Genomic DNA, 12,587 nt, shown 5'->3' with positions numbered 1-12,587 from the left:
ATGAGTAGCACCACTGTCTTACCTGCAAACGTTGTTCACGAAGCGATCGATGAGCGCCAGTTCGTACGCGCCAAGATTCCCGCCCGCATCAGCCTGCAAGGTCACGGCCTGAACGGCGTGGAGTGCGAGATCCTGGACATCTCCCTGGGCGGCATCGGTCTGTCCCACGAGCAGCCGCTGAAGCTCGGCAGCCTGTTCCAGGGCTCGATCAAGCTGAAGTTGAACAGGGTCGACCTGAACATCGACACCAAGCTGAAGATCGTCTCCCAGCGCGGCCATGAAGTGGGCGCCGAGTTCGTCGAGCTGGATCGGCAGAAGCGCGACATCCTGCGCTACATCATCTCGGCCTACATGTCCGGCGACATCGCCGACATCAACGGCCTGTTCAACGTGATGCAGCGCGAGAACTACATCAAGGAGCGCAAGACCAAACAGGCCAGTTCGCGCACGCCCACCGAACGCCTGAAGGCGGCGCTGGGGTCGATGCTGTTTCTCGGCGCCGGCCTGGCGGCACTGAGCCTGATCCTCTACAAGAGCTACCTGCTGTTCTTCCAGATGCCGGCTGCACAGGCGGTGGTCAGCGCCAATGCCTACGTGGTGAGCATGCCGGAGAACGGCAACCTCAAGTACCTGATCGGCCCCGAGCAGACCAGCGTGAGCACCGGCCAGCCGCTGGCCAGCGTGTCCACGCAACTGGCCAGCAGCCTGACCAGCCCGACCGACATCGCCGCCCTGGCCAGCCTTTCCGAGCAGGATGCAGCCGCCCTGCTCGGCCGCGTGACCGTCGAGACGGTGATCGCCAGCCCCTGCGACTGCAGCCTGTACTTCCCCCGCCCGCGCATGGACGGCTTCGCCTACAAGCAGGAGCAACTGGTGCATCTGCTGCCGCAGGATCAGCCGCTGAACGTCAAGGCCAGCGTGCCGTTCGATCGCATGGACAAGATCGAGCGCGTGCGGGCGGTCGAGATGCGTGTGCTGGGTAGCGACGCCCTCTACAGCGGCGAAATCATCGCCAGCCGCGTTGACGACCAACGGCAGATGGTCGAGCTGACCATCAAGCCTGATCAGGCGTTGCCGCGCAGCGCCTATCAATTGCCGACGGCCGTCGACTTCAAGCTCGGCCTGCCCCTGCGCTGGACGTTCTGAGGTCGCCATGCCGGTCAGATATCTTCTTTGCACAACCGCCCTGACGCTGGCGCTCGCCAGCTCGGTGCATGCGGCGCGCAGCCTCGAGCAGGTCCGTTATGCGCTGTTTCAGGACAGCCAGGCGGAGGTCGAAGCAGACCTGCGCCATCTGTCCGCGCGTGGTGACCTGGGCGCCACGCGCCTGCTCGGCGAAGTGCTGGCCGGCCGCAGCCCGGCGAATACCACGCAGGCCATCGACCTGTTCAAGCAGGCCTTTGCCGATGGCCGCGGTGACATTGGCGCGCTGATCCCTCTGGCCCGGCTGGTGGACAACAAGCCGCGCTGGCGCGAAGCCAACCGCACATACGTGCGCCAGGCCCTCAGCCGCTTTACACCGGGACGCGATTTCATCGCCGTCGACACGCGCCTGGAAGTGTTCCTGGTCTACCCCGAGCTGTTCACGCAGGACGAGGTTACCCGCCTGATCGAGCTCTATGACCGCGCCTGCCTGATCTACTGCCACGCGCCGCTGTACCGGGCGGTGGCGGCAGCCCGCTACGGCGAAAGAAGCGAAGCCGAGAAATGGTTCCAGCTGGCCGTGGAAAGCGACCCGCGCGCCGTGCAGCGCTATTACGAGTTTCTTGGCGAGCAGCGCAACGCGCTGTTTCGCGCCTTCGCCGAACGCCTGACGCCGCGCATGAACGCCCTGCCGGTCGACCTGGTGCACCGCATCGCCCAGCAGATGACGAACATCCGCAACATTGAGATCAGCACTTACAACAACAACCGCCCGACCACTCGCGCGCAGAACGACGAAGAAAAGCAGGCCCGCGAAGTCAAGGCGAAGGCCCATGCCAGCCTGGTCGAACAGCTCGACCGGGAAGTGCTGCAGTGGCTGGACAACGCCATCGAGCATGATTTCGGCCCGGCCATGCTGAGCAAGGCCAGCTTCCTCATGACCGCGCCGGACCGCTACAGCCCGGAGCCCGTGCTGGCCCTGATCCAACGCCTGGAACAACGCCAGGGCGAGAACCTGAGCCTGAGCATGGCCGAACGCGAAAACCCGATCACCCCGCAGCGCATCAAGGCACTGCGCGCCAGCCTGCACATGGTGCTGTGGCGCACCCTCGATCCGCAGTTGAGCCAACGCCTGATCACCGAGCTGCAGGCCGAGCAGTACCCCGAAGCACAGCTGCTCGAAGGCGACCTCTACAGCCAGGGCGGGCTGGACGAACCCGATCAGGATCGCGCCCTGGCGCTGTACATGGCAGAAGCCCGCCAGGGCTCGGCGAACGCCCTGCTGCGCATCGCCCGCCTCTATACCTACGGCCGCGCTATCTGCCGCGATAACGGCAAGGCCTACGCCTTCGCCTATGCCGCCCACGAGCTGGGCGACCAGCGCGCCACCGACCTGATGCACTCGCTCAGCACCCGGCTCACGCCCGAACAGCGCGATATAGCCGCCGCCGAAGGCAACCGTCTTATCGAGGAATCCACACTGTGAGCGCTCCTAATTCCTTTGGCCGCGCAGCCCTGCTGCTCGCTTGCCTGCCGCTCGGTCTGCTGCACGCAGAAGAAACCAGCATCGCCTCGCCCGAGCTGGAGCCGGTCACTTCGCTGCTGACGCACAAGTTGTTCCTGCGCACCGGCTATGGGCCGGACGAAACGCGCCTGGGCGAAGACCGTCGCAGCTTCTTCAGCCTGCGCTACGAGCCATCCTACCGCTGGTACTCCCCCGAACAACGCTGGGCCAAGTGGGAAGCCTTCGGCCGCCTGTGGCTCAACTACGACACCGATCCGAATGCCCTGCAAAGCGACGAGGGCAACGACGAGAACCTGTCGAGCCGGCGCCATGCCTACAGCGAAGCCCGCGAGTTCTATGTACGCCGCAACCTGCTGGGCGACGACCCGCGTTTTTCCGCGACCTTCGGCCGCCAGCGCTTCAGCGATCGTTTCGGCATCTGGTGGGACGACAGCATCGAAGCCCTGCGCCTGGACTACAACGACAGCTTCGGCAAAGGCTTCGTCGCCATCGCCGAGAAGTTCTACTACTACAACTCCGACGACAACCGCCTCGACCCGCGCGACAAGAAGATTCGCTACCTGATGGCCGAGTACGCCTGGCGCTGGCATGCCGATCACTGGATCGGCGCGCGCCTGCTGCACGAGGACGACTACTCGGGCAGCTCGCCCGATGATCGCCAGGACTTCGACGGCCTGCGTTACGGCGTATTCCTGCATGGTGACACCCGCCACCTGACGTCGCTGGTCAGCGACTATCACCTGGAAGTCGCGGCACTCGACGGCAGGCTGGAAACCACGCAGAACAATGGCCTGCGCGACAGCGGCGACAAGACCGGCTGGGCTGTGGTGGCGGATGTCGGCAAGCGCTTCGAAACGCTGCCATGGACACCGCGCGTGGGCATCAGTGGTGGTATCACCGATCGCCCGGACGACAGCGGCAGCGACGGTTTCACCCTCAACCGCATCCAGTCTGATCGGCGCAACGATCCGCTGAGCTACAGCAGTCGTCTGGTCAGCAACCTGGTCAGCGTCAACCTGAGCAACCTGGCCTTCTACGGCATCGTGCTGGAAACCCAGCCCACCGACCGCACTGCACTGGATCTGCGCATCAGCGATCTGCATCTGCGCAACCGTTCGGCACAGCTGCCCCTGCGCACCACCACCGAAGGCGTGGTGCGCGATACCGGCTCGTCCCATCTGGGTCAGGTGCTGGACATCAACCACTACTGGCGCATGTTCCCGCTGGCCTACGACGGCAAGCGGGTTCAGCTCAACACCCTGGCCAGCCTGAGCTACTTCAAGGCCGGCAGTGCGCTGGAAATCGGTGATGACTATCAATTGACGCTGGGCATAACCCTGACTTACTGACCGAGAGCAGCGCTAGCATGATCTTCGCCTCCAACGTCTTCCTGTTCCTGTTCCTGCCGGTGTTCCTGCTTTGTTACTACATCGCCAGGGACCACTGGCGCTCGTACGTGATCGTGCTCGGCAGCTACCTGTTCTACGCCTGGTGGCGTCCGGACTTCCTGCTGCTGTTCGTCGCCATCTCGTACTGGAACTACTGGTTCGGCCTGCGTATCAAGGCGCGGATCGATGCCGGCGAGAAGAAGATCGCCTTTCGCCTGTTGACCGTCGGCGTGATCGGCAACCTGGCCACGCTCGGCTACTTCAAGTACGCCAACTTCGGCGCCGACGTGCTGGTGGCGGTGCTGGAACCGCTGGGCATCAATACCTTCACCCTGGAACACATCATCCTGCCGCTGGGCATCTCCTTCTATGTGTTCCAGGCGCTGAGCTACATCGTCGACATCTATCGACGCAATGCCGAACCCACCCATCGCTTCGTCGATTTCGCCGCCTATATCGCCCTCTTCCCGCAACTGATCGCCGGGCCGATCCTGCGCTACAGCCTGATCGACAAGCAGCTGAAGAACCGCACCCACTCGCTGGAGCTGTTTTCCTTAGGGGCCTGCCGCTTCATGCTCGGTTTCATCAAGAAGGTACTGATCGCCGACTCCCTGGCGCCGATGAATACCCTGTTCATTGGCGGCGGTGGCGAACTGCAGATGGCCGATGCCTGGTTCGGCCTGTTTATCTCGGCCCTGCAGCTGTACTTCGACTTCTCCGGCTACAGCGACATGGCCATCGGCCTGGGCATGATGATGGGCTTTCGCTTCGCCGAGAATTTCAACCAGCCCTATATCGCGCAGAGCATCACCGAGTTCTGGCAGCGCTGGCACATGACCCTGGCTGACTTCCTGCGTGACTACGTGTACATGCCGCTGGTACGCAAGCGCCTGGTCGGCATGCTGGTCGGGCTGGTCATCACCATGGTGCTGTCCGGGCTCTGGCACGGGCCGAGCTTCGCCTTCATCTTCTGGGGGCTGTTCTTCGGCATCGCCATGGTGGTCGAGCGCAAGCTGGGCATCGCCACCAAGGTCAACACGCCCTACAACTTCTGGCGCAATGCCCGCTGCATGTTCGTGCTGGCCTCCTGCATGCCGCTGTTCTTCACCGGCAACCTGCCGCACGCCCTGCAGGTCTATCAGGCGCTGATCGGCCTCAACGGCATCGGCTCGCTGGACCTCTACTGGTTCGGCACCTCGGCCATGACCATGACCTTCACCCTGATCGCCCTGCTGTGGATCGTCATCGCCGGCGGCATCAACATTCGCTACTACGCCGGCACGCACAAGGACCCGTACTTCATGCAGCACGTCAGCGGTTTCAGCGCCCTGCTGCTGTGGGTCGGCTTCCTGCTGACGCTGACCCGCCTGGCCGCGAACTCCTTCTCGCCTTTCCTGTACTTCCAGTTCTGAGGATGCCCCCATGTTTCCGGTGATGAACTCGGCCAGCAAGATCAACGGAATTCTCTTCTGCGTGATGCTGTGCGCCATGTTCCTGTATTCGCTGCCGACGGTGTTCGCCTTCGCCGGCACGCAGACCCAGGCTCTGTCGCTGTTTCTCGACGGCAAACTGGTGCGCAAGTTCGAGCAGTTCTACGACAAGCAATTGTTCCTGCGCGACCCGTCCGTCGAGCTGTGGGCCAACATCCAGCACGCGATCTTTCGTGAAGGCGCCAGCGGCGTGGTGCTGGGGCGTGACGGCTGGTTGTTCACCAACCAGGAATACCTGCAGCCCAGGGACCTCGAGGGCAACCTGGAGCGGCAGATCGTGCTGATCGACAAGGTGCGCGCGCAACTGGCGCAACAGGGCGCGCGGCTGATCGTCCTGCCCATTCCGATGAAGCTGGACACCTACGCCGTACATTCCACCTATGCCCCCTCGCAGCCGATCAGCGACCTGTACCAGCACTTCAGCCAGCGCCTGCGCGAACACGGCATCGACACCGTGGACCTGCGCAGCGCCTACCAGAGTGCGGCGGCCACCGAGCCGCTGTTCCTGCGCAACGATACTCACTGGAGCCCGAGGGGCGCTGAACTGGCAGCCCAGACCCTGGCCGCCCAGTTTCCCGAACTGCAGGGCGAGACCCCTTACCTGACCCAGGCAGTCAGCGAAAAAGAGGTGACCGGCGATCTGCTCAACTACCTCAAGTTCGACCCCAGGCTGGCCCCCAGCTATTTCGAGCCGGTACATATCCAGCTTTACGAAACCCTGCAGCAGAGCCGCAACGACCTGGCCGACAGCCTGTTCGGCGAAGAGGCCGTGTCACTGGCGCTGGTCGGCACCAGCTACACGCGCATCGATGACTGGAACTTCGTTGGTTTTCTCAAAGAGGCCCTGCAGCGCGACCTGGTAAGCGTCGCACTGGAGGCCCGTGGCCCGTTCCAGTCGATGAACGAATTTCTCGCCGGCCCAGCCGCGAAAAGCGCTGAGCTGCAGACCGTGATCTGGGAATTCCCCCTGCGCACCCTGCTCGCCCAGCGCCAGATTCCTTCGCCCCTGGCTACGCCAGACACTGCCCAACACTGACCGAGGTACCGTCGCATGCCTGCTTTCATTTCCCGCGCCCTGATCATCCTGCTGACGATCGCCAGCGCCGCCGCCCAAGCCCAGGACGGCAACGCCGACCTTTACGACCCGGTGGCCCCGGCCAACTCGGCTTTCGTACGGGTGCTCAACCTCAGCGAACGCAACATCGAAGTCACCCTCAGCGGCAAGAACAAACCCCAGGTCGTCACCGGCGGGCAGTTCGGCGGCTATCGCTTCGTCGTGCCGGGCAAGCAGCGCATCGCCGTGGCCAACCAGGCGATCGAGCATGAGCTGAAGGCCAACACCGCCAGCACCGTGATCTACCGCGACGGCCAGCTGCTGCTGATCGCCGACCAGTTCGTCAACGAACCGCGCAAGGCGCAGATCGCCTTCTACAACCTCACCGACAAGCCGGCAGCGTTGAAGACCGTCGACGGGCAGCACGTGGTGGTCGACACCATCGAGCGCGACCAGACCGGCAGCCGTATGGTCAACGAGCTGAAGATCGCCTTCTCCGCCTATGCCGACAGCGAACAGCTGATCGGTTTCGACGAGCTGTTCCTGAAAAAGGGCCGCTCCTACAGCTATGCCCTGCTACCCGCAGCCAACGGCTACCGCGCGATAACCCTGGCCAACAGCATCGACCCCAGCGAATGAACCCTGAACGGCCGGCCAAACAAGTGAGCGGACGATGATCCCAACGAGCATGAAGCACTATTTTCTACTGGCCATCGGCAGCCTGATCGCAGCAGGCGTACAGAACGCCTCCGCTGCGGCGCAGGGCGAAAAGACCGATGCATGCACAGATTTGCAATGCCTGATCTGCCCGCAACTCAGTGCGCCTGAGGAATATGCCGAAGGCAACATGAAGTCACTCAAGCAGATCGTGCCGGGGAGCGATCGCTGGCTGTTCCGTTCGGAGGTCGACCTGACCAATGAGTTCGGCATTCCGCCAGCCATGCAGCCGGAGTTCGCCCGCCTGATGCGTGCGTTCGCCAGCCATGGCACCCAGGTGGCGGTGGCCGTGCAACCAACTCGCGGCCTGATGCATCGCGCCCAGCTGCAGCCAGGGCAGATGCATGGCTTCGACTACGCGCGTGCCAGCGCCAACCTGCGCAAGTTCCTGCAGCAGATGCGTGACGGCGGCGCCATCGTCCCGGACATCATGACCCTGGTGGAGCAACCGCCGAAGGACTTCTTCTTCCGCCGCGACCACCACTGGACCCCGGTAGGCGCAGAGGCCACCGCCCGCGTCACCGCCGATGCCATTCGCCAGCACCCGGTCTACGCGCAACTCCCGCGCAAGGGCTACACCACCGAGCGAACCCTGACCCTGTCCAAGGACGGCACCCTCAACCTCGGCCTGGCGGCGATCTGCGGCAACCACTTCGGTTATCAGTTCGTGCCCGGCTACCAGACCGTGCCGGAAGACAACGACGCAGCCCTGCTGTTCGAAGAGCAGCCCGACCCGGAAATCGTCCTGGTCGGCACCAGTAACTCCGCCGCCCGTGAAGATGAGACCAAGCAGTTCAACTTCGACGGTTTTCTCAAGCAGTACCTGAGCAGCGACCTGATCAACTACGCCCTGCCCGGCGCGGGCCAGGACGGCTCGCTGCTGGAATACCTGCTGTCGTCCAACTACGTCCCGGACAAGGCGCCCAAGCTGATCATCTGGGAGCTGCCGGCCAACTATCGCCTGGATGGCGACCTGATGTACCGCCAGCTGATCCCGGCGGTCAACGGCGGCTGCAAGGCGAGCGACAGCCTGCTCGAAGCGCGTCTCGAACGCCCGGCCATGGGCCTCAACGATCGCCTCGAACTGCTCAGCAACGCCGGTGCGCAGCGCAAGGACCTCAAGGGCCGCGACGCGGTACTCGACATCCGCATCAGCGACCCCAACATCAAGAACTTCTACATCATCACCTACTACGACAACGGCACGCGCGACAAGGTGTGGTTCCGCCGTGAAGCCATCGTCACCGGCGGGCAGTACTACCTGGAGCTGAGCCGCGCTGCGGAGTTCCGCGACGCCAACCTGCTGTCGGTGCTGCTCGAACCCACCCAGGTGGTGGAGCAACCCTTCCAGATCGAGACCAAGCTATGTCTGTGAAGATGTCGCCCGGCCGCCTGACCGCCATGCTGGTGCTGCTCGCCGGCCCAGTGAGCGCCAGCGCCACGCAGTCGATCTGGAGCAACCACGCGCCGAACGTGGCGGCGCAGATGACGGGCGACTACCGCAACGCGAGCTGCCCGAAAAAGCCGCCTGCGGCCTACACCGGGCACCTGCAACTGGACAGCAAGTACGACCAGAGCGACGCCAGCAAATCGCGGCTGGTGGCGCGTCAGAGCAAGGACACCCAACGCATCCGCCAGCAGGTAAAGCACTACATCGGCGGCCTGGTGAAAGCGACTCAGGTGTTCCAGCGCACCCGCAAGGCCGATGAAGCCACCACCGCCCTGGCCTGCCTTAACCAGTGGCTCGATGCCTGGGCCGGCAAATCGGCGCTGCTCAGCGCCGACGCCAGCAAGACCGGCGTCGCCTCGCGCAAATGGGCACTGGCCGCCATCGCCTCGACACTGCTCAAGGTGCAAGCCTTGAGCGATCAGCGCTATCAGTTGAGCGCCGTTCAGGCGCGCTGGCTGGGCGAGTTGTCGGCCAAGGTGATGGCCGAGTACGAGCCGCGCCGCCATGACAGAGGCATCTACTTCAACAACCACGACTACTGGGCCGCCTGGGCCGTGGCCGCCACCGCCATGCTGCTCGACGATGACCACGCCCTGGCCTGGGCCGATGTCGCGTTGCGCCGCGCCTTCACCCAGCTCACCCCCGGCGAGGGCGATTACCAGTACCTGCCCCTGGAGGTCGCTCGCGGCCGTCTGGCTGCTGACTACAGCCACTACGCCCTGGTACCGCTGATGCTGCTGGTGGAGGCTGCCGAACATAACGGTCGCCCACTCACCGAGCAGGAGCGCGAGAAACTCGCCGGCCTTGCCAACTTTGCCGCGCGCGCCGCGCTGGAGCCCAAGACCCTGGCGGAACTGACCGAGCGCCAGAGCGAAGTCGGCCCGCACAAGATGGTCTGGGTGCTGCCCTTTCTCACTCGCTATCCGCAGCACCAATGGGCCGCACGCCTGTACCAGGCGCACGGCAAAGCCATCAATCATTACAGCCAGGTGGGCGGCGATCTGAAACCGCTGTACCCCCAGCTCAACTGACGCAGGATGCCACCATGTCCCAGGCACTGACCCTCTCCCGCGCGCTGCTGCTGACGGCCTGCGCAGCCTGCAGCCTGAGCGCCCTCGGCGGCCCAGCGGCGTTGCACACGCTGGACCCGCAATGGCAACAGCAGCAGCAACAGCGCACCCGCCAGCAGATCATGCAACACAGCCAGCCACCGACCTTCGACCTGCCGGCACCTTCGCAGCGAGGCAACGCCAGCCTGGAGCCGATGTATTCGGCGCAGGCGGGCAGCTGGCCGTTCGAGCCGTTCGTACACAACGGCCTGTTCCGCGCCATCGCCGGCTACCAGGCGCAACACCCGCGCGCCGTGGTCATCCGCGGTGGCAGCGTCAGCCTGGCGCAACTGCACGCGCAACTGAACGACCCGCAGGTGCTGCGTAAGCATGAAGACGGCTATCTGCTCAGCTACCCGCTGATGATTGCCGAAGACGCCGCCCTGCTCATCGACGATCAGGTGCTCTACCTCTTCGGCCCGTCGGGCACCGCACTGATCAACCAGGGGTTGCTGCAGGTACAGGACTCGCGCCTGGAAAGCTGGAGCGATGGGCGCGCACTGGCCACCGACCGCCCTACCCGGCCCTTCATCATGAACTGGGCCGGTAGCCGCTTGCGGGTTGTCGACTCGCACCTGGTCAAGATCGGCTACAACGCCAACTTCTCCCGCGGCATCAGCAGCGGCATCAGCGCGCAGCAGTCCGCCACCCGGCCGGCGGCGCGCATTCTGATCGACAACAGTCGCTTCGAGAGCATGGCCAGCGCCCTGGAGCTGCGCCACAGCGAGGCCCTGATCCGCAACAACCAGTTCAGCCACCTGCAGCAGTACGGCATAGATCTGGGCAACAGCCGCTTCCTGATCGAAGACAACCGCATCGACGACGTAAAGCACAACAGCGGCATCCGCATCGGCGGCAGCAGCAGTGGGCGCATTCAGAACAACCTGATTTTGCACACCGGCAAGAGCGCCATCGAAGTCAGCGAGCAAAGCGGCGCCCTGCTGATCGAGAACAACCGCCTCGGTGCGTCCGAGGGCTACGGCGTGATGCTGCGGCAGATCAACGGCGGCGCCGGGCTGCTGATCGAGAACAACCTGATCGCCAACAACCGGCTCAGCGCCATCGACGCCGGCGGGCTCAGCGGCGCCCTGATCATCGACAACCGCATCCACTCCACCCCGGAATACGCCATCAGCCTGCGCAACGAGCAGCTCACCGCCGGCCAGCTGGTCATCACCGGCAACACCCTGGAAAGCATCGGCAAAGCCATGATCCGCGTGGAAGGCATGCAAAACACCGTGCTGGGCAGCAACCAGTACCGCGCCAACCCGCTGTTGCAGAACCTGCTGATCGGCGACCTGCTGCCCCTGCAGAGCCAGATCCTCGACAACACCGTGCGACGCAACTGCCACCTGCAGATATCCCAGCCCCTGACCGGCACCACTGGCAGCGCAGGCGCCCCCACCTGCACCAACTGACCAGCGCCAGACGTGACTGACAGGCCTGCACTCTTCCCGATCCGAGTGCAGGCCAGACGGGGTCAGCAGGCGATTGAAAAACGTAGGCGAGACAGGCAAGACAAGGCCGATGACGGCCCCGCAAAAACGGCCGAAAAAGCGCAGCCTGCGTGTTGTAAATGAGCATTTTGACTGGGCTCGCACGCGAGGCCGTTTTTAACGCCGTATTGCCAACGCACGACTGCATGGATGCAGGAGGTAGGGCGACGCAGGAAGCCAAAGCCGAGGTAGTTTTTCAACGCCTGCTAGCGGTGCTCGACTTTTAGCGTTGAAAACACAGCCGCCCCGGCACTGGTTTCATTGCCGTTGTTGTCGAGCGTGTAAACGCCCGCCTTGAAATACAGGTTGTGACTGGCCCAGGCCGAATTGAGCACACCGCTCCAGGTTCTGACCGTGCCACCCGGCTCGACCAGGCCAATCGTCAGCCTGCCGTTCTTCGCCAGAAAGACTTCATAACTGAAATCCTGATTCAACTTGATCCTGCTCGACAGCACGATCTTGGTGGAATTGGCGCTGGCCGGATTGCCCCGAAACGAAATCACCACATTGCCATAGCCCGTGGGTGACAAGGATTGATAGCCCAACATCATGGGGGGCGACGTGCTGTTCTTCGAATGGATCTGGGAAAACGCGATCAGCCCGTTCGACGGCACCTGAGTGATTTTCACCGTGGCGCTCAGCACGTTATCTGCGGCGCTATAGCGCCAGTTGCGCAGAGCGCCGTCGGCGAAGGTCTCGCGCAACTCACTGCGCGGATAGGTCGAATTGGCAGTCGTGGTGCCGTTGACCGGCGCCCAGAAAAACAGCTTGCCCTCCTTCGACTGAAAGTAATGATCCTGATACCCACCAGCCAGAACGGGGGTGGAAATAACGGTGGCGGGAACACCGACAGGGATGGTCAGGTTCCAGGTGGACAGATCGATCATGAGGGCGGTACTCCGAGGGTGAAACGCTGGTCTACGCCCGATCTATCCATGGCCGTGCCGGCATCGCTTCGAGCGTTGAAGCGCAGAATATCGGCACGCTCGGCGGCCGTTAACGACCACCCGTCACCATGCTGGCGCTATTTTTTTGACCACCTGAAAAGTGGCCAACAGGAACGCCTGTCCACACGTTCATCGCCAAGGAATTTCCCCATCGACACGCCGAACAGTGCGTCAGAAGCGGCGGAGTTGGCGCCCATGAAAGCTTTGCAGAAATGTGCGCCAGCTCGCGCTTCGTAGCGCGGCGAGCGCTGGCGCTCCTTCGAGGGCG

The 12,587-nt window shown here is 63.5% G+C and carries 10 protein-coding genes; 9 read left to right on the top strand and 1 reads right to left on the bottom strand.

Annotated features, from left to right (window positions below):
• From H3221_RS18640 to H3221_RS18600, 9 genes are read left to right on the top strand one after another with little or no spacing between them, the layout of a single operon-like run.
• Complete coding sequence (locus H3221_RS18640; RefSeq protein WP_192981895.1) at positions 1-1,146, top strand: PilZ domain-containing protein; 1,146 nt, start codon at positions 1-3, stop codon at positions 1,144-1,146.
• Positions 1,147-1,153: 7 nt separating this feature from the next.
• The gene (locus tag H3221_RS18635; RefSeq protein WP_196475211.1) at positions 1,154-2,629 is read left to right on the top strand and encodes a sel1 repeat family protein; all 1,476 of its coding nucleotides are present in this window, start codon (positions 1,154-1,156) and stop codon (positions 2,627-2,629) included.
• Positions 2,626-4,017 carry an alginate export family protein gene (locus H3221_RS18630; RefSeq protein ID WP_196475212.1) on the top strand — a complete coding sequence of 464 codons (1,392 nt, stop codon included), beginning with the start codon at positions 2,626-2,628 and terminating at the stop codon, positions 4,015-4,017. Before H3221_RS18635 ends, H3221_RS18630 begins: the two co-directional genes overlap by 4 nt.
• 17 nt (positions 4,018-4,034) lie before the next feature.
• Entirely contained in the window at positions 4,035-5,468 is a 1,434-nt protein-coding gene (locus tag H3221_RS18625; protein ID WP_196475213.1) for an MBOAT family O-acyltransferase, read from the top strand.
• A 10-nt stretch (positions 5,469-5,478) separates the two neighbouring features.
• Positions 5,479-6,582, top strand: a complete 1,104-nt coding sequence (locus H3221_RS18620; RefSeq protein ID WP_196475214.1) for an alginate O-acetyltransferase — start codon at positions 5,479-5,481, stop codon at positions 6,580-6,582.
• Between the two features lie 15 nt (positions 6,583-6,597).
• Positions 6,598-7,239, top strand: a complete 642-nt coding sequence (locus H3221_RS18615) for an alginate O-acetyltransferase AlgF (protein ID WP_196475215.1) — start codon at positions 6,598-6,600, stop codon at positions 7,237-7,239.
• 49 nt (positions 7,240-7,288) lie between these two features.
• Positions 7,289-8,692 carry an alginate O-acetyltransferase AlgX-related protein gene (locus H3221_RS18610; protein ID WP_224490677.1) on the top strand — a complete coding sequence of 468 codons (1,404 nt, stop codon included), beginning with the start codon at positions 7,289-7,291 and terminating at the stop codon, positions 8,690-8,692.
• The gene (locus H3221_RS18605) at positions 8,683-9,798 is read left to right on the top strand and encodes a polysaccharide lyase (protein WP_196475217.1); all 1,116 of its coding nucleotides are present in this window, start codon (positions 8,683-8,685) and stop codon (positions 9,796-9,798) included. Before H3221_RS18610 ends, H3221_RS18605 begins: the two co-directional genes overlap by 10 nt.
• A 14-nt stretch (positions 9,799-9,812) precedes the next feature.
• On the top strand, positions 9,813-11,294 hold the full coding sequence (locus H3221_RS18600) for a right-handed parallel beta-helix repeat-containing protein (protein WP_196475218.1): 1,482 nt from the start codon (positions 9,813-9,815) through the stop codon (positions 11,292-11,294).
• 284 nt (positions 11,295-11,578) lie between these two features.
• On the opposite strand, the gene H3221_RS18595 is transcribed toward H3221_RS18600, so the two are convergent.
• Entirely contained in the window at positions 11,579-12,259 is a 681-nt protein-coding gene (locus tag H3221_RS18595) for a polysaccharide lyase family 7 protein (protein WP_196475219.1), read from the bottom strand.
• Positions 12,260-12,587 lie beyond the last annotated feature (328 nt).

It is taken from the genome of Pseudomonas chaetocerotis, from assembly GCF_015712105.2.
GTDB classification, from domain to species: domain Bacteria; phylum Pseudomonadota; class Gammaproteobacteria; order Pseudomonadales; family Pseudomonadaceae; genus Aquipseudomonas; species Aquipseudomonas chaetocerotis.
The sequence above is the reverse complement of the archived record's forward strand: the minus strand, read 5'-3'. Positions and strand labels throughout refer to the sequence as shown.